At 69.5% G+C, this 23713-nt stretch carries 28 protein-coding genes; 10 read left to right on the top strand and 18 right to left on the bottom strand.

Translation table 11 applies throughout. The features are described from left to right. Positions 1–160: 160 nt before the first annotated feature. The gene (locus O3Q52_RS11260) at positions 161–637 is read right to left on the bottom strand and encodes an NUDIX hydrolase (RefSeq protein ID WP_269648642.1); all 477 of its coding nucleotides are present in this window, start codon (positions 635–637) and stop codon (positions 161–163) included. Between the two features lie 642 nt (positions 638–1279). Here O3Q52_RS11260 and O3Q52_RS11255 point away from each other — a divergent pair. After that, positions 1280–2293 carry an NAD(P)H-dependent glycerol-3-phosphate dehydrogenase gene (locus tag O3Q52_RS11255; RefSeq protein WP_119580332.1) on the top strand — a complete coding sequence of 338 codons (1014 nt, stop codon included), beginning with the start codon at positions 1280–1282 and terminating at the stop codon, positions 2291–2293. Positions 2294–2538: 245 nt separating this feature from the next. Further along, positions 2539–3168, top strand: coding sequence for a hypothetical protein (locus tag O3Q52_RS11250; protein ID WP_269648641.1), 630 nt, complete (start codon positions 2539–2541; stop codon positions 3166–3168). Between the two features lie 215 nt (positions 3169–3383). Here the strand turns inward: O3Q52_RS11250 and O3Q52_RS11245 are convergent, their stop codons facing one another. Further along, positions 3384–3800 carry a hypothetical protein gene (locus O3Q52_RS11245; RefSeq protein ID WP_269648640.1) on the bottom strand — a complete coding sequence of 139 codons (417 nt, stop codon included), beginning with the start codon at positions 3798–3800 and terminating at the stop codon, positions 3384–3386. Continuing rightward, positions 3797–4645 carry an IS5 family transposase gene (locus O3Q52_RS11240; protein WP_269648639.1) on the bottom strand — a complete coding sequence of 283 codons (849 nt, stop codon included), beginning with the start codon at positions 4643–4645 and terminating at the stop codon, positions 3797–3799. The genes O3Q52_RS11245 and O3Q52_RS11240 overlap by 4 nt, the downstream gene beginning before the upstream one ends. Positions 4646–5218: 573 nt before the next feature. Between O3Q52_RS11240 and aspS the strand changes: the two genes are divergently transcribed. Next, positions 5219–6529 (top strand): aspartate--tRNA(Asn) ligase, encoded by a 1311-nt coding sequence (gene aspS, locus O3Q52_RS11235; RefSeq protein ID WP_269648638.1) that lies wholly within the window; start codon positions 5219–5221, stop codon positions 6527–6529. Here the strand turns inward: aspS and O3Q52_RS11230 are convergent. Then, entirely contained in the window at positions 6519–7085 is a 567-nt protein-coding gene (locus O3Q52_RS11230) for a flavoprotein (RefSeq protein ID WP_240439295.1), read from the bottom strand. The genes aspS and O3Q52_RS11230 overlap by 11 nt on opposite strands. A gap of 347 nt (positions 7086–7432) precedes the next feature. Between O3Q52_RS11230 and O3Q52_RS11225 the strand changes: the two genes are divergently transcribed. Beyond that, positions 7433–7990: an HD domain-containing protein gene (locus O3Q52_RS11225; RefSeq protein WP_119580336.1), complete on the top strand. Its 558-nt coding sequence runs from the start codon at positions 7433–7435 to the stop codon at positions 7988–7990. Positions 7991–8005: 15 nt separating this feature from the next. On the opposite strand, the gene O3Q52_RS11220 is transcribed toward O3Q52_RS11225, so the two are convergent. Together O3Q52_RS11220 and O3Q52_RS11215 are read right to left on the bottom strand one after the other, a co-directional pair. After that, complete coding sequence (locus O3Q52_RS11220) at positions 8006–8476, bottom strand: NUDIX hydrolase (protein WP_119580337.1); 471 nt, start codon at positions 8474–8476, stop codon at positions 8006–8008. A 15-nt stretch (positions 8477–8491) separates the two neighbouring features. Beyond that, positions 8492–9241, bottom strand: coding sequence for an XRE family transcriptional regulator (locus tag O3Q52_RS11215; RefSeq protein WP_119580338.1), 750 nt, complete (start codon positions 9239–9241; stop codon positions 8492–8494). Between the two features lie 108 nt (positions 9242–9349). Here O3Q52_RS11215 and O3Q52_RS11210 point away from each other — a divergent pair, with 108 nt between their 5' ends. Continuing rightward, positions 9350–10039, top strand: coding sequence for an HAD family hydrolase (locus O3Q52_RS11210; RefSeq protein ID WP_119580339.1), 690 nt, complete (start codon positions 9350–9352; stop codon positions 10037–10039). A 60-nt stretch (positions 10040–10099) separates the two neighbouring features. On the opposite strand, the gene O3Q52_RS11205 is transcribed toward O3Q52_RS11210, so the two are convergent. The 12 genes from O3Q52_RS11205 to O3Q52_RS11150 form a co-directional block, all read right to left on the bottom strand. Next, positions 10100–10669: a bifunctional 2-polyprenyl-6-hydroxyphenol methylase/3-demethylubiquinol 3-O-methyltransferase UbiG gene (locus tag O3Q52_RS11205; RefSeq protein ID WP_119580340.1), complete on the bottom strand. Its 570-nt coding sequence runs from the start codon at positions 10667–10669 to the stop codon at positions 10100–10102. Next, the gene (locus tag O3Q52_RS11200; protein ID WP_269648637.1) at positions 10666–11193 is read right to left on the bottom strand and encodes an MFS transporter; all 528 of its coding nucleotides are present in this window, start codon (positions 11191–11193) and stop codon (positions 10666–10668) included. The genes O3Q52_RS11205 and O3Q52_RS11200 overlap by 4 nt, the downstream gene beginning before the upstream one ends. A 487-nt stretch (positions 11194–11680) precedes the next feature. After that, positions 11681–12313: a DUF305 domain-containing protein gene (locus O3Q52_RS11195; protein WP_269648636.1), complete on the bottom strand. Its 633-nt coding sequence runs from the start codon at positions 12311–12313 to the stop codon at positions 11681–11683. A gap of 89 nt (positions 12314–12402) precedes the next feature. Continuing rightward, on the bottom strand, positions 12403–12816 hold the full coding sequence (locus O3Q52_RS11190; RefSeq protein ID WP_269648635.1) for a DUF6153 family protein: 414 nt from the start codon (positions 12814–12816) through the stop codon (positions 12403–12405). A gap of 53 nt (positions 12817–12869) precedes the next feature. Next, complete coding sequence (locus O3Q52_RS11185; protein WP_269648634.1) at positions 12870–13274, bottom strand: cupredoxin domain-containing protein; 405 nt, start codon at positions 13272–13274, stop codon at positions 12870–12872. A 167-nt stretch (positions 13275–13441) separates the two neighbouring features. Then, positions 13442–14935, bottom strand: coding sequence for an ABC transporter permease (locus tag O3Q52_RS11180; RefSeq protein WP_269648633.1), 1494 nt, complete (start codon positions 14933–14935; stop codon positions 13442–13444). Further along, positions 14932–15663, bottom strand: coding sequence for an ABC transporter ATP-binding protein (locus O3Q52_RS11175; RefSeq protein WP_269648632.1), 732 nt, complete (start codon positions 15661–15663; stop codon positions 14932–14934). Before O3Q52_RS11175 ends, O3Q52_RS11180 begins: the two co-directional genes overlap by 4 nt. Next, entirely contained in the window at positions 15660–15971 is a 312-nt protein-coding gene (locus O3Q52_RS11170; RefSeq protein ID WP_269648631.1) for a hypothetical protein, read from the bottom strand. Before O3Q52_RS11170 ends, O3Q52_RS11175 begins: the two co-directional genes overlap by 4 nt. A 6-nt stretch (positions 15972–15977) precedes the next feature. Next, on the bottom strand, positions 15978–16685 hold the full coding sequence (locus tag O3Q52_RS11165; protein ID WP_269648630.1) for an isoprenylcysteine carboxylmethyltransferase family protein: 708 nt from the start codon (positions 16683–16685) through the stop codon (positions 15978–15980). Further along, on the bottom strand, positions 16685–16960 hold the full coding sequence (locus O3Q52_RS11160) for a hypothetical protein (RefSeq protein WP_269648629.1): 276 nt from the start codon (positions 16958–16960) through the stop codon (positions 16685–16687). Before O3Q52_RS11160 ends, O3Q52_RS11165 begins: the two co-directional genes overlap by 1 nt. 42 nt (positions 16961–17002) lie before the next feature. Next, positions 17003–17248, bottom strand: a complete 246-nt coding sequence (locus tag O3Q52_RS11155) for a DUF2933 domain-containing protein (protein ID WP_269648628.1) — start codon at positions 17246–17248, stop codon at positions 17003–17005. Between the two features lie 28 nt (positions 17249–17276). Next, on the bottom strand, positions 17277–17543 hold the full coding sequence (locus O3Q52_RS11150; protein ID WP_269648646.1) for an SHOCT domain-containing protein: 267 nt from the start codon (positions 17541–17543) through the stop codon (positions 17277–17279). Between the two features lie 207 nt (positions 17544–17750). Between O3Q52_RS11150 and O3Q52_RS11145 the strand changes: the two genes are divergently transcribed. From O3Q52_RS11145 to O3Q52_RS11125, 5 genes are all read left to right on the top strand, one after another. Continuing rightward, a complete protein-coding gene (locus O3Q52_RS11145; RefSeq protein ID WP_269648627.1) occupies positions 17751–20576 on the top strand; it encodes a heavy metal translocating P-type ATPase in 2826 nt (941 codons plus the stop codon). A 5-nt stretch (positions 20577–20581) separates the two neighbouring features. Next, on the top strand, positions 20582–20896 hold the full coding sequence (locus O3Q52_RS11140) for a metal-sensitive transcriptional regulator (protein ID WP_269648644.1): 315 nt from the start codon (positions 20582–20584) through the stop codon (positions 20894–20896). A gap of 104 nt (positions 20897–21000) precedes the next feature. Further along, entirely contained in the window at positions 21001–21447 is a 447-nt protein-coding gene (locus O3Q52_RS11135) for a hypothetical protein (RefSeq protein ID WP_269648626.1), read from the top strand. Positions 21448–21520: 73 nt separating this feature from the next. Next, positions 21521–23107, top strand: coding sequence for a multicopper oxidase family protein (locus O3Q52_RS11130; protein WP_269648625.1), 1587 nt, complete (start codon positions 21521–21523; stop codon positions 23105–23107). Positions 23108–23380: 273 nt separating this feature from the next. Beyond that, entirely contained in the window at positions 23381–23704 is a 324-nt protein-coding gene (locus tag O3Q52_RS11125) for a hypothetical protein (RefSeq protein WP_269648624.1), read from the top strand. The last annotated feature ends 9 nt before the right edge of the window (positions 23705–23713 follow it).

Raw genomic sequence — 23713 nt, 5'->3', positions numbered from 1 at the left:
GGGTTGACCCCGTTGACCTGCGGCGACTCGGTTGGATGGCAAGGACTGGGAGCGACTGTGTTCCCTGTCGAAGGACATGATGTCCGGTGACAGCGAACCTTGACCGTTGGCCGCTGAACATTGACCACTGCTCGATGGCGCGGTGGCGGCGGCTGCTGGGCTACCGGGTGAGCGCGGCGAGGTAGGCGTCCAGGGGCTGCACATACCCCGGGAGGCGTTCGAGGAGGTCCCACCAGCGGATAGCCGAGATCTCCTCGGTGGGCTCGAAGGCGCGGGTCTCGGCGCAGGTTCCTGCGTACAGGGCCAGATATTCGGCTCGCCGGTCAGGCGCCAGCACGAATCGCGCGTAGCCGATGAACCGCAACCGTTCATCAGGCTGTTGCCCGCTCTCTTCCAGCAGTTCGCGCGTGGCCGCCTGGCGAGGGGATTCGCGCTCTTCGATGCTCCCCCCTGGAAGCTCCCAGGACTGACGGTAGCGATCGAAGACCATGAGGACCCGGCCGGCTCGCCACAAGGCCACCAGCGCCGCCGGCAGCGGGGCGTCCTGAGGCGGCGCTGTCTCACCGCCCCGCGCGAACGAGATCAAGGAGTTGCCACGGCCATCGGCTGCAAGCGGTTTATCTGCGGGGTAGGCCACGGTCGGATGCTTCCCCATGCGACTCCACGAGAAGCCCTCCGCCCCCGCGCTCCGGCCGGTCAACGGCTTCCACCTCTCCCCGGTCGCCATCGTCCAGGCCACCGGCCGTCGCCCCCGCTTCGGCATGTCCGCCGACCGGGCTGCCTTCCGCGTTGCTGAGCTGGAGGACACCGGCCCGCCCAGCTCCAGTGCCCACGGCATCGTGTACGTGGACGCCCTCGCACCGCCGACCGGGCAGTGGCGGTGGGCGAGCTGGGCCGCGTCCTGGCCCCGGCGGCCGACTGGTTCTGACCCGGGCGCTGCGGCGCGGCGCGGAACCCGTCTGGGAGAAGCAGGCACACGCGGCCAGGCTCGCGGTGGAGCACATGAACGAGCGGCCCGCGAAGCCCGCGATGTGGGACCGGCCCTACCGGCTGTGGATCGCCCACGCCGACGAACTCCAGTGCGGGCTGGGCGAGAAACAGGCGCAGATCATGCTGCGCGAAGCTCACCAGGTGTTGCCCACACTGCCCGGCCGCCGCGCCCTCCTGCTGGTCCTGCGGCGCCCCGCGTGTGTTCCAGCTGGGCCTGGCACCGCCGATAAGATGTCGGGGCCCGGGTGCCGCCCCGGTGACGGGCCCACGTCCGGCGAGAGGCCCCCCAGTGACCCAGCACCGTTCTGCCCGTGCGGCGGTGTTCTCGGCCGGCTCCTGGGGTACCGCAGTCGCCAAGATCCTGGCCGACGCCGGCACCCACGTCATCGTGCACGCCCGCCGGGACGAGATCGCCGACGCGATCAACACGGTTCACCGCAACCCCGGCTATTTCCCGGATGTCGAGCTGCCGCCCACTCTGACGGCCACGACCGACCCGGCCGCCGCGCTTCACGGCGCCGACTACTTCGTGCTGTCCATCCCCGCCCAGTCCCTGCGGACCAACCTCGCCGCGTGGACACCGCACATCGGGCCCGACACCGTGATCGTGTCGCTGATGAAGGGCATCGAACTGGGCAGCAGGGAACGAGCGAGCCAGGTCATCACCGAGGTGACCGGCGTGAGTGCGGACCGGGTCGCGGTGCTGTCGGGCCCGAACCTCGCCCGCGAGATCATGAAGGGCCAGCCCGCCGCCGCCACCGTCGCCTGCGCCGACGAGGACGCCGCCCGACGCTTCCAGCAGGCGTGCCACACCTCGTACTTCCGGCCCTACACCAGCAGCGATGTGACCGGCTGCGAGCTGGGTGGAGCGGTGAAGAACGTCATCGCTCTGGCGGTCGGCATCGCCTCCGGGATGGGCCTGGGCGACAACGCCTCGGCCATGCTCATCACACGCGGGCTGGCGGAGACCACCCGGCTGGCTGTGGCCATGGGCGCCCACCCGGCCACCCTCGCAGGGCTTGCCGGCCTCGGCGACCTGGTGGCCACCTGCTCGTCCCCGCTCTCCCGCAACCGCACCTTCGGCACCCACCTCGGCCAGGGCCTGAGCGTCGAACAAGCGACGGCCGCCACCCGGCAGACTACCGAGGGCGTCAAATCCGCCGAGGCGATTCTCGCCCTGGCCCATGCCCAGGGCGTGGAGATGCCGATCACGGAAGTGATCTCCGCCCTGCTGCATGAGAAAGTCACCCTCGACGAGGCCGCCGCCGCGCTCATGCAGCGGCCCCCCAAGCCCGAGCGTTGACACCCGGCGCCCCGGTTAAGGGGCCGCCCCCGCACCCTTTCCCCTCCCGCCCGAAGGCTCCTGCCCGTGCACGTGCCGTCGCTGTCCAGATCGCCGTCACCGCCGCCCTCATGACGTGGATGATCACCGGCTTAACCCGGACCTGGCCCGGCCTGGCGCCCGCTACCGCGCTTGGTACCCGGCCGAGGCAGTGGGCGAGCAGAAATGGGTCGAGAGCGGCGCTAAGGCGCTGGCACTGTGGGGCGATGTTGTTCAAGCTCACCGGGTCGAGCTGCTCGGGCAAGACGACGCTCGCCTACGCCACCGCCAGCAGGCTCCCGCACATCGTCGTGCACGACTTTGATGAACTTGGTGTGCCAGCGGGCGCCGACCTGCACTGGCGCCACCGGATGACCGAGATGTGGGTGCAGCGCGCGCTGGAGTACCAGGAGCGCGGCATCGACCTGTTACTCACCGGCCAGTCTCCCCTGGGTGAAGTCCTCGCCGTGCCCTCCGCGCCGCTTCTCGATGGCATCGCCGTATGCCTGGTCGATGTCGCCGACGAGGTCCGGCGCGCTCGTCTTGCCGCACGTGACCCCGGCCGGTGGGACACGCCGGCCGTCGACGCCTTCCTCGGTTGGGCCACATGGCACCGGCAGCACGCTCTCAACCCCCGCCACCGGCCCGACATCATCATCGACAACAGCTGGCACAAGATGGTCTGGCACCGCTGGACCAGCTGGCATGCCTGTGATCCCCGATGGCGCACTCAACTGCTCGACACCACGGACCAACCATTGCCGAACTCCGTGGGCCAGGTCGAGCGATGGATCACGGAGCAACGCGACGCACATCAAGTCGGCCGACTCTCCCTGGGGCACGGTTGGGCTTCGTGATCCGTGCGAGCATTCCGGGCATGGCATCGACGGTCTTGCTCGGGTCGACACCGATCGGAACTGCCGTCCCCCCGCATGACCATCGATCGGCGCCCTGACAACGCGCCTGCCACGCCTCAAAGCCAAACGGAAACGGCGGCGACTCACGCAGGTGAGTCGGCGCCGCGTCTGATCTCAGTGGGCGGTTCGTGAGTTGATGTCCGTTCCGGACTTGGTTACTGCTTCTTGCTGAAGGTGCCGGGCTCGGCCTCGGTGAGGATTCCTAGTGTGACCAGGCGTTTCATCTTGGCTCGGGTGCGTTCGATGTGTTTCGGCAGGAGCTCGAAGTCGAGGGTCTGGCAGATGTCGCGGGCCCTCAGTGGGCCGGTGGTGTCGTTGAAGACGGCGAGGATGCGCGGGTAGTCCGGGTGCTCGGGCAGCTCCAGACTCCCTGATGGGTCGGGGCTCTGGACCGGGATTCGGTCGGCGAGGCCGGTGATGGTCGTGCGGGTGATGGCGAGGTGTTCCAGACGCAGTTCGGCCTCGCGGAGCTGGGTCTGAAGGGTGTCGATCTGGGTGCGGAGATCGCCGGCCAGGGCCCGGGCTGCGTCTTCCTGAAGGTCAAGCGCCTGGAAGAGGGGGTTGAGGTTCACGCGCCGGCCATCTGCGGATCGCGCCAGGTGAGCGTGTTGGCGTCGGTGAGCCGACGGGCCATGACGTGGGTCATGGCCCAGTAGACGCGTGAGGTGGAGGAGGCCGGGCGGTGTTCGTAGTCGCGGACCAGGCGCCGGTGCAGTATCAGGGTCCCGAACGTCTGCTCCACCCGCCACCGTTTCGGCTGCGGAACGAATCCCTTCTCCTCAGGGTTGCGCCGGACGATCTCGACGTCGATGCCGAGGGCGGCCCCGTGCGTGACGACCTGGTTCTTGAAGCCCTGGTCGACCAGGGCCTTGCTGACCGAGCCGCCGGCCGCGACGGCGACTTGGTCGAGGAGAGCGATGCCAGCGGCGTTGTCGTGGACACTCGCGGCCACCACGGTGACGGCGATGACCAGGCCGAGGACGTCCACGGCCAGTCCCCGCTTGCGGCCAGGCATCCGTTTCGCGGCGTCTTTGCCCGTCGTGACTGCGGGGACCCCGGTGGCCGCCCGGACACTCTGGGTGTCCAGGATCACCAGGGTCGGGTCCTCTAATCGCCGGTTCCTCTCCCGCACCTGGCAGCGCAGCAGTTCATGGATCTGCTGGTCGGTGCCGTCGTCCCGCCAGGCGGCGAAGTAGTAGTACGTCGCGCTCTTCGGCGGCAGGTCGTTCGGCAACAGGGCCCACTGACAGCCGGTCCGGGACTGGTAAAGGATCGAGTTCACGATCTCCCGCATCGGATAGCGGCCCTGGTGGCCGCTCACGGAACGGTGGCGGTTCTTCCAGGCCGTGAGCACCGGCTCGATCAACGCCCACTGCTCGTCGGACAAGTCGCTCTGGTACGGCTTGCGTTCACTCATCCAACCGATCCCAGCAGGCCACCGGCACCGGACCGGAACGTTCCGGCTTCGCCCACACCATCAGGCGACACCAGAACCGCTCATAGACTCACGAACCGCCCACTCAGACGTCGACGGGGGTGACCTTGCGGCCCAACTTGAGGTACAGCTCGGCACCTTCAAGTTCCCTCAATCACGACTTCGCCGAGCGTCTGCCGTACGGAAACCACCGTTAGCATCGACAGCCGCAGCCAGCCGTATGGGACCCGCTCACGGCAGGTTCTTGATTGCCATCGCCGCTACACGCTCCGTACCCTGCACAGCAACGCGTCGACGGAGACGAGTAGCCACAGATCACACGAGCCGAGAGAGCCGCCGGAAGCTGGGAAGGCGGTCTCGTGCTCTGTGGTGAAGACCCTCCCGAGCGCGGGGAGGAACGACCCCGCTCGGTGGTCCAATGCCCCGCCGGCCGGCCCCCGTCACCGGGCCGAATGAGGCCGCCACCGCGTGGCGGCGAAAGTGCGGTGGTACCGCGAGTTGCCCTTCTCGCCCGCACTCCCAAGGGATCATGACGACGTCCTTCGGAGGACCCGAATGATCCACAGCCGCGTACACGTCTCCGACCTGCGAGAACACATCGGCCGTACCGTTTCTGTCTGCGGATGGGTGAACACCCTTCGCCTGCAGAGCACTATGCAGTTCGTCATCGTGCGCGACAGCACCGGCATGGTGCAGGTGACCCACAAGCGCAAGGACGGGCCGGTGGAGGCCCAACTCGAAGCTCTCACCCCCGAATCCGCAGTCAAGATCACCGGCCGCGTCGTCGACGCCGCCCAGGTCAAGCTTGGCGGCCTGGAAATCGTCCCTGAGGCGGTTGAGGTCCTGAACCCGGCCGCCACACCGCTGCCGATCGACGAGCACACCGGCCTGGAACAACGGATGGACTGGCGCTTCCTGGACGTGCGCCGCCGTCCCGCCACTCAGCTGATGTTCGCCGTGCAGACCTCCCTGGAACAGGGCATGCGCGAGTACGCCTTCGCGCAGGGCGCCACCGAGATGCACACCCCCAAGCTCATGGGCACCGCCTCAGAGTCGGGGGCTGAGGTCTTCAAGCTCGGCTACTTCGGCGGCAGCGCCTACCTGGCGCAGTCACCGCAGTTCTTCAAGCAAATGGCGATCTCGGCGGGCGTCGACAAGGTCTTCGAGATCGGGCCGGTCTTCCGCGCCGAGCCGTCGTTCACCTCCCGGCACGCCACCGAGTTCACGGGCGTCGACGTGGAGTTGGCCTGGATCGACGGGGTCGAGGACGTGATGGCCTTCGAGGAGCAGATGCTCGCCCACGCGATCGCCAAGGTCGCGGACGCACACGGCGGGGCGATCGCCGAGCGTTTCGGTGTCGAGGTCACCGTGCCCACGACGCCATTCCCCCGCGTCACCATGGCCGAAGCGCAGAAGATCCTGCGCGAGAGCGGCTGGGACCGGGCAGGGGGCAAGGAGGACCTGGACCCTGAGGGTGAGCGGAGCATCAGCGCTCACATCCAACAGGCCACCGGCCACGAATTCGTGTTCATCACTCACTACCCGGCCAACATCCGGCCCTTCTACCACATGCGGCCGGCCAACGACCCGAGCGGGACGCTCAGCTTCGACCTGCTGTGGAAGGGGCTGGAGGTCACCACCGGTGCGCAGCGCGAGCACCGGTATGACGTACTGCTGGAGCAGGCCGCCGCGAAGGGCATGAGCCCTGAACCGATGCGGGACTACTTGAACGCGTTCCGGTACGGGTGCCCGCCCCACGGTGGGCTCGGGATGGGCCTCGGGCGCGTGCTGATGGTGCTGCTCGGCCTGGACTCCATCCGCGAGGCCAGCTTCCTCTTCCGCGGGCCGAACCGGCTCACCCCGTAACTGGTCGCGCGGCCAGCCTGGGTGTGAACAGCTCCAACGCCTCCTCCCAGCGGAACCGGTCCGCCCCACCGCCGGCCTTCGGCTGGTGAGGCTCGTACGAGCCGATCAGGACGCCCATCTCGCGTAACCGCTCCACGCTCTGGCGGTACGCGGGATGGGCGGCCTGGGCGGAGTTCAGATACGGGAGGACCGCGGTGCGGATGCCGAGCCCGTACGCCTCACAAAGGATGGCCAGCGCCAGGGTGTCGGAGATGCCGGCGGCCCACTTGTTGATCGTGTTGAAGGTGGCCGGCGCGACCGCGATGGCGTCAGCAGGCGGCAGCGGACGAGGGTCTCCGGGCGAACGCCAGGCCGAGCGGATCGGGTAGCCGGTCTGTGCCTCGACCGTCTCGGCGTCGAGGAAGCCGAGGCCCTGCGGGGTGGCGACGACACCCACGTCCCATTCTGCTCCCTGAGCAGCAGTGATCAGCGTGCCGACGTCGCCTGCGACACCGGCCGCGCATACGACGACGTACAGGAACGGCTTCTGGATCTGCCGGTCGGGCTGCTCACTCACGCGGGGACTCCAGAGAAAGTCGAAGGCCGTGACGACGTCTTCGAGGATGCCGGGGCGTAAGTGCCAGGGGTAGGCGGCGGCCCCGGTGAACAGGCACATACTGCCCTGCATACGGTCAGGTACTGGGCAGGGTCGGCGGCTGCCGCCCGCGCCCCGGCGACGAGGACCTCCCACCGCGCGACTGCTACGTCGCGCCCTTGACCAGGAAAGGCCCCCATGAGGCAACCGCCCCTAAATGCCGTTGCTGAAAGCTGGCTAGATGCGAAGCGCGGGGACTACCCGAGACGTCCTGGGACGTCCTACTGATCACCAAACGGTCAACGCGCCTCCCCCATAGGCTGCGGAGCATGGATCTCACCCTTTGGGCCCGTGACCTGGCCGGGTCCCTCCTTGCCGAGCCCCTGCCGCGGCGCTGGGCGCACTCTCAGGGCGTCGCCGCAAAGGCGCAGTCCCTGGGGGGAATCCTGGGCGACGATGCGGAACTCTTGTGGGCCGCGGCGATGCTGCACGACATCGGCTACACGCCGTCACTGGCCACAACGGGCTTCCATCCGCTGGACGGCGCCCGCTACCTGCGCGACCATTCGGCGGCGGACGAGCGCCTGGTACGGCTGGTCGCCAATCACTCGTGCGCACTGTTGGAGGCAGAGGAGCGCGGACTGCGGGAGGAGCTGGAGGCCGAGTTCCCGATCCTCGACCACGCCGAGCTGGTGGATGCTCTCGTGTACTGCGACATGACCACCACCCCGGACGGCACTCCCACCACCGTGGATGTCCGGCTGTCGGAGATCCTCACCCGGTACGACCGCGACAGCATCGTCGGCCGGTTCATCCGCCGGGCCGACGAGGATCTTCGCACTGCTGTGTACAGAGTCGAAGCCCGGCTGATCCTGGCCGAGCGGTAAGGCAGCGCACCGCGCTCAGTCGACGTGGGGATGCGTCCCGTCCAGGTAGTGGGCGATCTGCTTCCTCATGGAGGGGTGGATGTCGTACGAGTCCAGATCACCGGGCAGGACCCAACGGACGTCGTCTGCTTCGTCGTTGACAGTCGGTTCGCCGCCGACGGGGCGTCCGATCACGGTCACTTCGTATGCCTGCCGGATCTCGCCGTCCGTGTAGGCGACCACATGTTCGGGGAGAGAGTAGACGCCAAGGAGGCCGATGGGCATGACATCGACTCCGGTCTCCTCCTTGCATTCCCGCACCGCGCACTGGGCCGGGGATTCGCCAATGTCCATGGCTCCGCCGGGGAGTGCGTACTGACCGGTGTCGCGGCGGCGCTGCAGGAGGATGGCACCGTCGGTCTCCCGGGCGGCGAGCATGTTGCACGCGGGGATCAGGGTGTTCGGCTTGGGTGCGTTCTCGTCGTACCAGTACTCCGTACGTCCCATCGCGGGCCGCGCTCCTCACATGGATTCGGGTGACCAGGGTTTTGCAGTCTCCCAGACGGCGTCGAAGCTGCCGGCGTAGTGGTCGAACCAGCCGTCGTCCCCCAGGCGGCGCAGTTCGAACAGGGGGTTGGCGCTGGCGGGCTGCCCCCACACGTGCGGGTTGACGAGGAGTACGTCGTCGAAGCGGAACAGGCTGTTGTACAGGGTCGTGTCGTGGAGGCGCACCTCACAGCCGGGGGTGCCGATCAGCTTGCGGTAGTAGGTGAGCGATGCCCTGATCTTGGCGGAGAGCGTGCCGCCGATCCCTTCTTCCTCGTCGCGGACGGCGACCGCATTGCCGGACGGGTCGCCGAAGCACAGGCGGACCCGGACGCCGGCGTCGGCGCGCTCGGCAAGCATCGCCGCCACGCGCGGGTTCGTCTGGGCGAAGAACGTCCCGCTGAACACCAGGACATCGATGTGCTCCTGCGCGGACTTGAGGAGGCGGACCCAGGTCTTCTGCGGGACACTCGCGCGGTTGGGAAAGGCAGCGACCAGTTCCGCCTGCTCCGTCGGCTGGGCCGGCGCGTCGTCCTCCTCTGGCGGCCACAGATACGATTCGTCCACGCCGAGATGCCTCGCAACCGCCCAGCGGTGCCTGCGAAGTGGCTGCCGGCCCAGGCTGATCCAGCGCTCCACCGTCTTGACGTCGACTTCGCAAGAGGCCGCAAGGTCCTCCGGCGTCACCTTCCGCTGGATCATCACCGTACGCAGCCGCTCGTTCACATCCGCATCCTCGCAGGACGTCCCGGGACGCGGCAAGATCTTGCGGGACGCCAGGACGTCCCAAGGGGGCACTATTAACAGGCAGTTCACGCTGCTTACCCTGGGCACGTGCAGCTCATCGTGCTCTGGGACGTAGACCACACCCTCGTAGACAACGCTGGCGTCAGCAAAGAGATCTACGCCAACGCTTTCAAGGCCCTCGCGGGGCGGGATGCCGACCTGCCCGCGCCGACGGAAGGACGCACCGACCGGGCGATCATGCGCGAGATGTTCGTCCAGCACGCTCTGCCGGTTCCCGGATGGGAGTCGGCGCGGCAGGCGCTGGAAGAAGCCGGGCGGGGCCGCGAGGAGGACCTGCGGCGACGAGGCCGGGTTCTGCCCGGTGTCCAGGAGGCGTTGAAGGCGCTCGCGGCTGACTCCGAGGTCTGTTCCTCGGTCCTCACGGGCAACATCGCAGCGAATGCGCGCGTCAAGCTGGGGGCTTTCGCTCTCGACGTCCTGCTCGACATGTCCGTGGGTGGGTACGGCGAAGACAGCGAGGACCGGGCCCAGCTCGTCGACGCTGCCCGGGCCCGGGTACATGCCGTCTATGGCGTGGCGATGACGACGCCGACCGTGCTGATCGGTGACACGCCTCGTGACGTGCAAGCCGCGCATGACGCCGGGGCACACTGTGTTGCTGTCGCCTCGGGCATCCACTCGGTGGCGGAACTCCGTGCCGCCGACGCCGACTTCGTCTTTCCGGATCTGACGGACACCGAGGGCCTGTTGGCCCACCTGCGGGCAGCAATGGCCTGAATCGGCCATTCCCGCCATCGTGGGGCCCTCGTCGAGGTCAGGGCTTTGGATCGTGGCAGGTCAGGGGCGCAGGGCGTAGCAGCGCATCGAGTCCAGGTCTTCGCTTTGGACCGATGACCAGAGCGCGGTCAGCAATTCCTCCTGTTGCGCGGTGATTCCGAGGGATTTCCGTTCCGCTGGGAGGCGTTCAGCAATAGGGGTAACCACCCAGAAGGTTCCGCCGGGCGGGAGGAGGCATCGGATGTGGTCGAGGAACGCGGGCTTGTCCTTGATGAAGGCGAACACCAGGCGGCAGGTGACGAGGGCGTAGCCGGCGTCGGGAAGCACGCTGGTGTCGTCGGTCTCGATGTCCAGCTGCTGGAAGACCGGGCCGTCGTTCGCATTTTGCTCGGCCTGCGCGATCTTCAGAGCGGCCGAGGAGCAGTCGATCGCCGTGGTGCGGTATCCCAGGTCGGCGTGCAGGTACTGGGCGAGGGCCCCGTCGCCGCATCCGATGTCGAGCGCGGGCCGGCTGCGGCCGGCGCCGAGAAAGTGGCGGGTCAGCTGCTGTTCCTCGGGGTCGAGGCCGCGGTAGCGGCGTCCCGATGCCCACAGCGGGTCCCAGTAATCGGCTGGGTTTGTGAGCGTCATGGGTTGGCGGGCTCCTCGGTCGGGGTCAGGGAGATGGGGGCGGCGGGGCCGAGCGCGCGGACGGGCGAGTTCCACAGCACCAGGAACGGGACGATCAGGGCCGCGGTGATGAGCGTGAGGGTGGGGCGCAGGCCGAGCAGGGTACCCAGCGCGCCGGCGGCGAGGGCGGCGAACGGACGCAGGCTGAAGGCGAGCCAGGAGCCGGTGGCCTGGGCCCGTCCTTGGAGATGGTCGGGGGCGAGTTCCTGGCGGACGGCGCGCTGGAGTCCGCCGTGGCACACCGCGGCACCGGTTTGGATGACCATGCCAGCGCCAATGGACAACTGCCCGCCGAGCCCGGGGGCGGCGAGGACCAGAGGGATCTGGGCGAGGGGGTTGAGGGCGAGCGCGCCGAGCATCACCTTGCCTGGGCCCCAGCGTCGTTCCAGGGGCTGCCAGACGAGGGCTCCGAGGATGCCGCCGATTCCGCCGGCGCCCATGACGATCCCGAGGGCGGTCGGGCTCCAGTGCAATTCGCGCAGCAAGTTTGTTTCCGCAGAGACCGTGTCCCCCGCAGGCCGTGTCGCTTTACAGCCGAGCTGCTGGTTCGGCTCGTGTCGCATTCGCGCAGCTCATCATGTCGCTTTCCCCGGGCCGGCACGTGATGAAGCCCACACTCCAGCGAGCACACTGCCGGGGAGTTGGGCCTGTCGAGAGGGCCGACGACATCAAACCAGTTTCCCGCCTGTGTGATGGCCACTTGGGTGTCACGCGCGATGTGGCAGCCTCTGAGGAGCAGTGGCCAAAGCGTGGCGTCCAGCACGCGCGGTGCTGGCGCATGCATCTTCCAGGAAGTGCAGCTGGCTACCCGGGTTTGAGCATGCGAAGTGCTTCGTGCTTCACCAAGAGCGGTATTTCTGGCTCCGGGGCAGAGCGGAAAGTCTGATCACGGGCGTCCTGGTGGACGTGGCAATTGATCAGGTAAGAAGACCTTGGGCGGCCCCCGGCGGTGCCGCCCGCCGGGGGGCGGGGTCAGTTCGTGCCCAGCATCTTCCGCATTTGGGTGATCTCTGCGTTCTGGGCGGTGATGATGTCGTCGGCGAGTTCCTTGGCGGGACCGTAGGTGCCCTGCTTCTTCTCGGTCTCGGCCATCTCGACGGCGCCTTCGTGGTGCTCGATCATCATGGTCAGGAACATGGTGTCGAATGCCGTGCCGGAGGCATCTCGCATGTCGTCCATCTGCTGGTTGTTCATCATGCCGGGCATGGACGAGGCGTCACCGTGATCCATGCCGTCCATTCCGTCCATGCCTTGGGGGACCTTCTCGTCCCAGGCCCTCAGCCAGGCGGACATGGTCTCGATCTCCGGGTCCTGCGCCTTTTTGATCTGTGAGGCGAGGGCCTTGACGTTGCTGGAGGAGGCCCGGGTCTCGGCCATGTCGGCCATGGTGATGGCCTGGCGGTGGTGCGGGATCATGCCCTGAGAGAAGGTGACGTCGGCCTGGTTGTGCTCGCCTGCCGGGATGGAGGCGGACGTGGTGGTGCCGGGAGAGGTGTCGGCGGTGCCGGTGTCGCCGTTGCCGCCGCAGGCGGCCAGGACGAGCGCGGCCGCCGCTGCCGTGGCGGTCAGGGCGGTACGGCGGGTCAGGGAACGGTTCGCGTGCATGGGAGGGCTCCTGGGATCGAAGGGGATCAGGGCATACCTGGACGCGGCGACAGGCCCGTGTGTGAGGGCGGTGTGCCGCGGGGCGCTTCCTATATCCGCAGGAGTTGGAGTTCGGCGAGCGAGGGCGGAGAGCGTCCGCCTGCGGGCTGGTACGGCACCGGGGTGAGGGGCTGTGCTGCCGTGGCCATACCGCTGGGCACCGAGGCGGCCAGGGCCGGGATCACGGCGGGAGCGGGGATCGCCCCTGAGGCGCACATCTGGTCCGCGTGGCTTGCGTGCCGCTCTGCGCTGCCGCAGTCATCGGTGTGGCACGCGTACGGCGAACCGGCATCAGCTGCCATCTGGCGCGAGGCATGCGGCCCGGCGTGTTCGGAGGGGACGGGGTTCGCGGACGCCAGGCCGTGCATGCCCACGAGCGCGACCAGCACCGTGAGCACCAGCAACGCCCGCAGCCCCAGCGTCGACTGCGGCCACGAAGACGACGTCGGCGTGCTCGGGCTCACAGCGTCATCGTAGGCGCGGCCGGGGCCAGGCGCGCGGGCTTGCAGCCCTGGACTCAGCGCACGGTGAGGGTGCCCTTCATGTTCGGGTGGATGGTGCAGAGGTACGAGTAGCTGCCGGCCTTGGACGGAGCGGTGAAGGCGACTGTTGCGCCGCCCGTGATGTTGCCGGTGTCGAACGTCGTCTTGTCCCCGGTGGCGGTCACGGTGTGCGGGACCGAATCCCGGTTCACGACGGTGATCTTCGCTCCGGGGCGTACCTGAAGATCCGCCGGGCTGAAGGTGAAGTTCTCGATCACGACGCGCGCCGTGCCGGTGCCGTCACTGGTTGCGGCGGATGAGGGGCTGGTGGCGGGGGCGGTGCCGTTGCCGCCATTTGAGCAGCCGGCCAGGGCGAGCAGGGTGAACACTCCTGCCACGGCGCGAGCGGCACGGCCCCGGTGCGGACGGGTGGGTGACATGCGGTTCGGCCTTTCGGGCGAGGGCTGTGGGGTCAGAGCGCGGCCGTCGGACCGCCATCGCACTCAGGCTCGCCGCCCAAGGCGGCGCTCGCCATGGCGGTACCGCCGTCCGCATCGCCTGTTCGCCTGAAAGCTGGCCCGGCGCAACACGGGTGCGGGTGTGGGTGTCAGCGGGGTGAGGTGGTGGCGTGGCGGAACAGGAGGGCCGCGGCGGTGGTGAGGGCGGCCAGCCAGGCGAGGGCGAGGAGCAGGGCGCCGGTTTCGTCGAAGGTGGGGGTGATGGCTGCGTCGATGAGGACGCGGCCGGGGCCGTAGCCGGGCAGGGCGTGGGCCCAGGTTGGGGGCTGGGGGTGCAGCATCGGGCTCTGTTCGATGCCGATGTCGAGGAAGGGCACCAGGAAGGCGATGAGGACGCCGCCGACGCGGCCGAAGATCGGGCCGATCAGGACGCCGATCAGGGCGTAGGTGAGGGCGATGAGGGTGTTGGCGGCGATGTAGAGGCCCCATTGGCGGGCATCGAAGACGGTTGCGGTGACGGCGAGGGAGGCGGCGGTCGCGAGCAGCGCCAGCAGGGTGACGACGGCCAGCCGGGAGGCGAGCAGGCTGCCGGGGCGGAAGCCTGCCAGGGCCAGGCGCTGGTCGGCGGAGCGGGCGTTCAGGACGGTGAACAGTCCGGCGAGGGTGGCTAGTGAGGCGATGGCGATCGGGGCCATGGTGCCGCCGTGGACGTCGGGGAGCCAGACCTGTTGGGAGAGGGCGCGGCCGTGCTCGCGCACCGTCATGGAGGTGAACTCGTCTGGGGTGGTGGCCACCGCGAGGAGGACGAAGACCACGGGTACGGCGACGAGCAGCGCCCACAGCACGTGGTTGCGCCCCGTCTCCCGCAGGCCCATCCGCACGCCTGCCGCCACCTGGTCGACGGCCGAGCCGGGTCCGGCATGGCGGCGGGGCCGGGCGACGCGGCTGGTCGCGATGATCACCGTCCAGCCGGCCGCAGCCGCCGCGGCGGCCCAGGCCAGGGCCCAGCCGAGATCGCCGATCTGCCCGCCATGGCCGGAGGGCAGGTCGATCATCCACAGGGTCACGAAGTGGGTCGGCAGGATGCGGGTCACCGGACGGTCCGCCGCGCCGATCGCGGGACCGAAGAACACGTCCAGGATCCACACGAACAGCACCAGCACGGTGCCGTTGACCGGGTTCGCGACCAGGACGCCGATGAGCGCACCGATCGCCAGGTAGATCACCGCGAACATCAGCGTCCCGGCCAGTACCCGCCCCGGATCGTCACCGAGTCCGGTCCGCAATTGAAGGGCCAGCAGGGCAGCTGCGGCGGCCAGCAGTGCCAGTGCCAGACCGGTGGCCATGCGGGAGGCGACCAGACGGGAGGGGGCCAGCCCGGCCAGGACCAGGCGCCGGTCGGCCGCGCGGGCGCCGCGCATCTGGAAGTACATGGCGATCGCGGCGATGAAGGCGGCGGCCCACCCGGCGGTGGCGGTCTGCACCGCGGGACCGCCGGGGCCGCCGAGCAGCTCGGCGGCATCCGCCATCGGTCCGGCGGCCACCACCACGAACGCCACCGGGACCAGGACCAGCACGAGCAGGTTGACCGGGGTCCGGGCGGCCTCGATGAGGAACCGGCGGGTGAACGGCGCGGCGGTCACCGGGGCACCGCCCGCCCGTCCCGCAGCTGAACGATCCGGTCGAAACGCTCCTGGTCGGTCACGAAGTGACTGATGATCAGCACGGAGCGGCCCGCCTCGCGGCGCTGGCCGACCAGGTCCCAGAACTTGAGGTAGGTGTCGAAGTCGAAGCCTGCGTACGGCTCGTCCAGCAGCAGCACCTCGGGGTCGGCCAGCAGCGCCAGGCCCAGGTTCAGCTTGGACAGGGTCCCGCCGGACAGTTGGTCCGCGCGGGTGCCGGCGTAGCTTTCGAAGCCGAGCGACGCGTAGATGTCCTTGCGCGAGCGCCGCTCCGCCTCCTGGGACAGGCGGTAAGCCCGGCCGAACAGCTCGAAGTGCTCGTCGCAGGTGAGACGTTCATAGACGATCGGCTCCTGCGGGCAGTAGCCCAGCCGCCCGCTGCGGACAACGGTGCCGGCGTCCGCGGCCAGCGCGCCGACCAGGATCTTCATCAGGGTGCTCTTGCCCGAGCCGTTCTCCCCGACGAGGCCGACCACTTCGCCAGGGGCCAGGGTGAGGTCCACCCCGCGCAGCACCGGTATCCGGCGCGAGGCCGGCCACAGGCCGCGCCGGTAGGTCTTCGCGACCCCGGTTGCCTCCAGGACCGCGCGGTCGGCGCTCGGCCGGGTGGGTTCGATCACGCTGGTGTGCGGTGGAGCGGTCGGGTTGGGACCGCTGTTCGGTGTTTCCCGCTGGTCCCGGCCGCTCACGGCCCGCTCCCGGTCGGGGATGCCGTCCGTGCGTGCGGCGGCAGGTCGCGGAGGGTGTCGGCGTAGGCGTAGACCAGGGCGGCGGTGATGGTGGTGGCGCCCCACAGACCCCACGCTGCCGCGGACGCGTCAGCGGCAAGGAGCGCGGAAAGGGGAAGCAGACCGGCCGCCAGGAGGACGGGGGCGGCGCGGTTAATGGACCGGACCAGCTGCGCGGGGCCGCGCCTGTGGCGCCGGGCGAGATGCACCGCGCACGCGGCGGCGGCCAGGTCCCCGAGGACGATCAGAGTCCAGACGAGGGCTTCCACGCCAAGTCACCTCCGCGTGGCTCGTGAGTCGGATCCGCTCGCGGACCCGGGGGTGCTGGGGGTGCCGTGCTTCCTGGCGGGCGGCATCCTGTGGGGCCGCCTGGGCCAGAAGGCCGGGGTACTGGCGGAGTAGGCGGTCCACTGCTCGCCAAATCGGTCTGCGACCTCGCGTTCCTCGCTGCGGGCGAGGCGGGCGTACACGTACACCAGGACCGGGAACATGATCAGGGTGGGGATGGTGGGCCACTGCAGCAGGAACCCGATCATGATGAGCAGGAAGCCGTCGTACTGCGGGTGGCGCACCCAGGCGTAGGGGCCGGTGGTGGCGAGGTGGTCGTGCTGGGCGGCCTCGTGCAAAACCTTCCAGGCGGCGGCGATCAGCCAGAAGCCGACGCCGATGGCGACGTAGCTGGCGAGGTGGAAGGGGCTCAGGTGCGGATCACCCTGCCAGTTGGTCAGGTCGTTCCACAGGTGACCGCCTGCGTGGGTGTCCTTGAGCAGCGGGAACTGGTTGCCGAGCCAGCTGCCCAGCAGGTAGATGGTCAGCGGGGTGCCGTACATCTCGGTGAACAACGCCACCAGGAAGGCGCTGTAGGCGCCCATCGCCCGCCAGTCCCGCTTGGTTTTCGGGTGGAAGAAGCTTGCGGCGAAGACGATGAAGAGCAGGGTGTTGAGCACCACCAGCGGCCACAGGCCGTATGCGGCATCCGCCATCACGTCCTCCTCGTCGAGGCTGTGCGATTGGTGACTGGTCTGCGTCGGCCGCGGGCGAGGCCGCTCATCCGGTGCTGGTAGGTGGACGCGTCGATCCGGCCGTGCAAGCGCAGGCCGACGCACCATCGCTCAGCGTCTTCCAGAGCGGCGCGCCGACCCCGAAGGCGTGCCAGGGGAGGGCAGCGGGGCTCGTCCGGCGTGATCAGGCGCGCGATGTCGTAGACCACGCCCGCCAGGATCAGCGTGCCGATCGAAATGGCTATCACGGCGCTCATGGCGTTCTCCTCGCCATGCCGTCGAGGCAGGGATCCGGCCGGTTACAGCCGGCCTCCGGGGTGCTGGTGGTGGTCATGCTTGCGCAGCGAATCGCTGTCGTCGGTGTGCTGGTCACCACCGCCGTGGCCGCCGTGCATGCCGCGCATCATGAAGAACATCATCAGCGGGCAGGCGACGACGATGGCAAGGAGGGCGAGGCTGCCCACGGGCATGCCGAGCACCAGGGCGCCGACGAAGGCGATGGCAACGGCGATCGCGTACAGGCCGTAATTCCGGTTGTTCCTCATGGCGGGGCCTCCTCCTTGGGAGGGCGGGTCAGTGTTTGGTGAGAGGGTCCGAGGAGCGCAGGGCGGTCAGGCGGCGCTGGTACTCCTCCTCGTTGATCTCGCCGCGGGCGAACCGCTCGGCGAGCAACTGCTCGGGCGAGGGACCGGCCGGGCTGTGCGTGTGCTCGTGGGGGCGGCCCAGGGCCCTGAAGAGCAGGACGGCGGCGGTGATGATCAACGCCCAGAACAGGATCATGCCGGCCGACATCGCGAACCAGCCCCATCCGCTGACGTCGTGGTCGTACCAGAACATCATCACCATCACGTCCCCAGGTCACCCGGCGGCGGGCGTAGGGCCCGCGTTGTCCGGCCTCGTTCTTGTGTTGCTTCCAGCGTCCTCCCGTTCTGGCCTGGGGGCCCAGGGTCCACTGGTCCCGGGGCGGGGGGCCGGTCAGCCCCTACCTGGTTGGGGTAGCCGCGAGCGAGGCTGGAGGGAGTGAACACGCAGGGAGGCCGATCTGCCATGGATGTTGCCGATGTCGTCGTGGTGGTCTTCGCGGCAGTGCTGATCGCCGGTCTGGGCTGGTTCTTCTTCGGTCCGCGCAGGGCCCGCACCGCGCTGATCGAGGGCGGGATGCAGCGGGTCGAGGTGACCGTGCGGGGTGGCTACAGCCCCGACGTCATCAAGGTCCGCCAGGGGGTGCCGGTGGAGCTGGTCTTCGACCGGCAGGAGAGCGGGGAGTGCACCTCCCGGGTCGTCTTCCCCGACCTGCGGGTCAGCGCCGGGCTCCCGGCGTACGCGCGTACCACCGTGCACCTCAGCCCGGATCAGGCCGGTTCGTTCGGCTTCGCATGCGGCATGAACATGATCCACGGCACGCTGCTGGTCGAACCGGCCAGTGGCACGGATGCCGCCCCGGACGGTGGAGGCCGGACAGCGGCTGCCACCACGACTGCTCCTGCTGGGCCGGCGAGCAGTTTGCCGGGCGGCGAGGCCGCGGCAGCCGAGGCGGAGGCCGCGGAGTCCGCCGAGCGGTTCGCGGAGATCGCCGACCTCACCCGGCGGGTCGCCCTCGGCGCGGTGCTGACCGCCCCGGTGCTCTTCGCCGTCATGGCGCACGAACTCTTCGGCGCCGACTGGGTGCCTGGCTGGCTGCTGAACCACTGGCTGCAGCTGGCTCTGATCACGCCGGTGATGCTCTACACCGGCTGGCCGATCCACTTCACCGGCTGGCTCACCTTGCGTCACCGGGGCGCGGACATGAACTCCCTCATCACGCTGGGCACCACGGCCGCGTACGGATACAGCCTGATCGTCACGCTCGCCCCCACCCTGCTGCCCGAGAACGTGCGCGAGGTGTACTTCGAAGCGGTCGGGGTGATCCTCACTCTCATCCTGCTCGGCAGGCTGTTGGAGGCGCGCGCCAAGGCCGGCACCGGTGAGGCCATCCGCGCGCTGCTCGGGCTGCAGGCCCGCACCGCCCGCGTGATCCGCGACGGCACCGAGACGGAGATCCCGGTGGAGGACGTGGCGGTCGGCGATGAGGTGCTGATCCGGCCCGGGGAGAAGGTGCCGGTCGACGCGGAGGTGCTGTCGGGTTCCTCGGCGGTGGACGAGTCGATGGTCACCGGCGAGCCGATGCCGGTCACCAAACGCGCCGGGGACACGGTCATCGGCGCCACGGTCAACGGCACCGGATCCTTGCGGGTACGCGCGAGCAAGGTCGGCGCCGACACCATGCTCGCGCAGATCGTCCGCCTGGTGCAGCAGGCCCAGGCGTCCAAGGCCCCCATCCAGCGGCTCGCCGACGCGGTCTCCGCCTACTTCGTGCCCGCCGTCATCGCCATCGCCATCGCCACCTTCGCGCTCTGGTACACCGTGGGACCGGCACCGGCACTCACCCTCGCGCTGGTCTCCGCAGTCGCCGTTCTGATCATCGCCTGCCCGTGCGCCCTGGGCCTGGCCACCCCGCTGTCGGTCATGGTCGGCACCGGCAAGGGCGCCCAGGCCGGCATCCTGATCCGTTCCGCCGAAGCACTGGAGACCGCACACAAGCTGGACACCGTGGTGCTGGACAAGACAGGCACCGTCACCGCCGGGAAGCCCGTGCTCACCGACGTGCACACGGCGGAAGCCTTCCAGGAGAACGAACTGCTGGCCTTGGTCGCAGCGGCCGAGGCGGACAGCGAGCACCCGCTCGCGGCGGCGATCGTCGCCGGGGCCCGGGAGCGCGGCCTCGCCCTGGGTGCGGCGGGCGGCTTCGACTCGGTCACCGGCAAGGGCGTGCAGGCCACCGTCGGCGGCCGTGCCGTCCTGGTCGGCACCGCCAGGCTGCTCTCCGACGCCGGCATCGACACCACCGCGCTGGCCCCGGTCGCGGCCGAGCTGTCCGCCCAGGGCAGGACTGCCGTACTCGCGGCCGTCGACGGCCGCGCGGCCGGAGTGCTCGCCGTCGCCGACACGGTCAAGGACGACTCCACCCAGGCCATCGCAGCCCTGCAACGGCTCGGCCTCGACGTGGTCATCCTCACTGGCGACAACGCCGCCACCGCCGCGGCGATCGCCGCACAGGTCGGCGTGGACCGGGTCCTGGCCGAGGTGCTCCCCGAGCACAAGGCGGATGAGATCCGCCGCCTGCAGGGCGAGGGTCGCACGGTGGGCATGGTCGGGGACGGCATCAACGACGCCCCCGCCCTGGCCGCCGCCGACGTTGGACTCGCGATCGGCACCGGCACCGACGTGGCCATCGAGGCCGCCGACATCACCCTGATCTCCGGCTCCCTGACCGGAGTCGTCACCGCCATCCGGCTCTCCCGCGCCACCATGCGCAACATCCGGCAGAACCTGTTCTTCGCCCTCGTCTACAACGCCGTCGGCGTCCCCCTCGCCGCAGGAGCCCTGTTCCCGGTGTGGGGCATCCGCCTCAGCCCGATCATCGCCGCCGCCGCCATGGCCCTGTCCTCCCTGTCTGTGGTCACCAACGCCTCCCGCCTGCGGCGCTGGCACACCAGCTCGCTGCCGCCCGCCGCAGCGGCAGCGGGCGAACCGGGGGCCGAGCCGCGGACGGAGACACCGGCCGATCACGCGCCCCGGTCCGCCACCACACCGGAGGGCGAAGTGAGCGGCAAGCGCCCCAGCCACGACCATCCACACGAGTCCGCCACCGCTGTCACTGACCCGGTGTGCGGCATGCAATTCGACCCGGAGACCGCAGCGGAGCGTCACGTGATGGACGGAGAGTGGTACTACTTCTGCTCCGCCGGATGCGCTGCCACCTTCTGCGCCGACCCGGACCGCTACCGGGCATCTGCTGCGCACGGCACGCCACGAGGAGATGAGACCAGGTGACCACCATCTCCGGACCCGCAGGTACTCCGGACCCAGCACCGCACGGCTATGCCGACCACAAGTCCGACCATCTCGCCCGGCTGCACAAGATCGAGGGCCAGGTGCGCGGGGTGACCCGCATGGTCGACGACGACCGGTACTGCATCGACGTCCTCACCCAGATCAGCGCCGTCACCCGAGCCCTGCAGGAAGTCGCACTCGGCCTGCTCGACGACCACGTGCGGCACTGCGTGACCGACGCCGCCCGCTCGGACCCGGCCGCGGGCGAGGGCAAGCTCGGCGAACTCGCCCTCGCCCTGCGCCGCACACTGCGCCTGTGACCGCATCCGCGACCTCAAGGCCAGATAAACCCCTCGGGGGTATATTGGGCGGTCGGCGAGCTCCTACCCACGGGGCTCGGAAAGTAGAAGTCCGGGTGGAGGCGATGGCGACACAGTCAGCCCGCGCGGGCGCCGTGCGGTGGGCGCGCGGCGTCGTCATTGCCCTGTGCGCCGCCCTGGCCGTGCTGGTCCACCATGAGACTGCCGCTATCGCTGTCACCTCCGCGCCTTCCGCCCCGCATGCCGGGCACGTCATGCCGGGCATGGCGTCCTCGTCCGCCGACACCATGCTGATGAGTTCCGCCGCCGGCCACACGGACGTGCCCGGCGCGAGTGCGTCCGCGCACAGTTCTCCCCACAGCGCCTGCGCCACTGCGGGCATGCAGCACTGCACTACTGCGAGCGTCGAGGTGGTCAAGCTCGCTGTGCCGCCGCAGGGGCTTGCCGGGCAGTCGGCAAACCCGTACCAGGCCCGATCCGGCCCGGTGTCCGCCGGGACGATCGGCCGCGCGCCACCTGACCTGTCGGTCCTCTCCCAGCTGCGTATCTAGGCCGCGCCCACGGCACCTGTGTGCCGTCTTGCGTCCGCGACCCACATGCAGCTCGAACAAGAGGACTCACATCGTGAACAGCATCAACCGCCGCTCCGTCCTGCTCGCCGGACTCGGCGCCGCTGGAGCGGGCGCGCTCGCCGCCTGCAGCACCTCCGGCAGCACTCCCGCCCTGGTCAGCCCGTCCGGCTCTCAGGTCACCCGCGTGGAGAAGAAGCGGGCCGGCACCGGCAGGGAGCACAAGATCACCCTGACCGCGGCGCCCGCCATGCTCGACCTGGGCGGCGACGTCCGGGTCAAGACCTGGACCTTCGACGGGCAGACCCCCGGCAAGGAGATCCGGCTCTCCGCCGGAGACACCCTGATGGCCGAGCTGTCCAACCAGCTGCCGGGCAAGACCACCACCTCGATCCACTGGCACGGAATTGCCCTCCGTAACGACATGGACGGTGTGCCCCCAGCCACCCAGACCGCCGTCCGGGCCGGCGCCAACTTCACCTACCGGTTCGTTGCCGACGCCCCGGGCACGTATTTCTTCCACCCGCACGTCGGCGTCCAACTCGACCGCGGCCTGTACGCCCCACTGATCGTGGAGGATCCGCGCGAGCCGCTGGCGTACGACGACGAATGGGTCGTCGTCCTCGACGACTGGGTTGACGGCGTCACCGGTACCCCCGACGAGGTCTTCGCCGAGCTCAGGCAGGGCATGGGCGGCATGGACATGGGCGGCGCCTCCGGCTCGGGCACGGAGGGCCACGACATGCACGGCATGGGGGACATGAGTGAGGATTCCCCGTCCTCCTCGTCGGCCGGGATGTCGTCGAGGTTCATGTTCATGGGCGCCACAAGCGACCTGCTCGGCGGCGACGCCGGCGACGTGAAGTACCCGCACCACCTGGTCAACGGCCGTATTCCGGCCGACCCGGATGTCTACACCGGCAAGCCCGGCCGCAAGGTGCGCCTGCGGATCATCAACGCCGGCTCCGACACCGCCTACCGGGTCGCGCTCGGCGGCCACCGGCTGACCATCACCCACACCGACGGCTACCCGGTCCAGCACCAGCAGGTGGACGCCCTGCTCATCGGTATGGGCGAACGCTACGACGTCCTGGTCACCCTCGGCGACGGCGTCTTCCCCCTGGTCGCCGCGGCCGAGGGCAAGAACGCACAGGGTCTGGCTCTGGTCCGTACGGGATCCGGCCGCGCACCGTCGGCGTCCGTACGGCCGAAGGAACTCGACGGCCTGATCATGACCGCCTCCCGGCTCCGTGCGGCCGACGACGTGCGCCTGAAGTCCGTCAGGACCGACGTCACGCACCAGATCAAGCTCACCGGCGGCATGATGCACTACAACTGGGCCATCAACGGCAAGCCCTTCGACATGGCCAACCCGGATGCCACCCCGATCCTGATCGAGGAGGGCCAGCGGGTGCGGCTGGACTTCATCAACGACACCACCATGTGGCACCCGATGCACCTGCACGGCCACACCTACCAGCTCGGCGACCTGGGCCCGCGCAAGGACACCGCGATCGTCCTGCCGAAGAAGAAACTGTCCGTCTTCTTCGATGGCGACAACCCCGGCCAGTGGATGCTGCACTGCCACAACGCCTACCACGGCGAGGCCGGGATGATGGCAATCGTGGCTTATCGGGCATGACCACGGGGGTCGGGTGGCATGCGGAGTGCTTGCGTGCCACCCCACCGCCGTTCCCGGGGAACGCGGCCTAGAGGCGCGAGCAGTGCCCGAGCGGTGGCGCCCGGCGCCCTGGAACCGCGAGAGGCAGCTCATTGGACCGGTGTGAAAGTGGACGTCGCTGCCGCCGGCCGGTGGATCCTTCCCGTTCCGGATGAAAGGCTGTGCGCGGCAGCGCCCCGGTGAACGCGGGTCCTTCGGTTTCCCCGCGGCCCGCAGGCGCGCGATCCTGAAGGCATGGAGATCGAAGTCCTGGTCGTGTCCGGCTGCCCCAACGAGCAGACCGTCGCCGACCGACTGCGGCAGGCGCTCGACGACATCGGGCTGGGCGAGACCGGGTTCACCACGCGCGTGATCGCCGACCAGACCGAGGCCGAGCGCGACGGTTTCACCGGCTCCCCGACCATCCTCGTCGACGGGCGCGACCTGTTCACCGAGCCGGGCCGCCCGCCAGGGCTGGCCTGCCGGGTGTACCGCACCCCCCAGGGCCTTGCCGGCGCGCCTGACGCCGGTCAGCTGCGACGGGCTCTCGCGGCCGTGGCCGACGCCTCCGCGCACTGAGCGGCACGT

The organism is Streptomyces sp. ActVer, assembly GCF_027270795.1.
In the GTDB taxonomy this organism is placed as follows: domain Bacteria; phylum Actinomycetota; class Actinomycetes; order Streptomycetales; family Streptomycetaceae; genus Streptomyces; species Streptomyces umbrinus_A.
The sequence above is the reverse complement of the archived record's forward strand: the minus strand, read 5'-3'. Positions and strand labels throughout refer to the sequence as shown.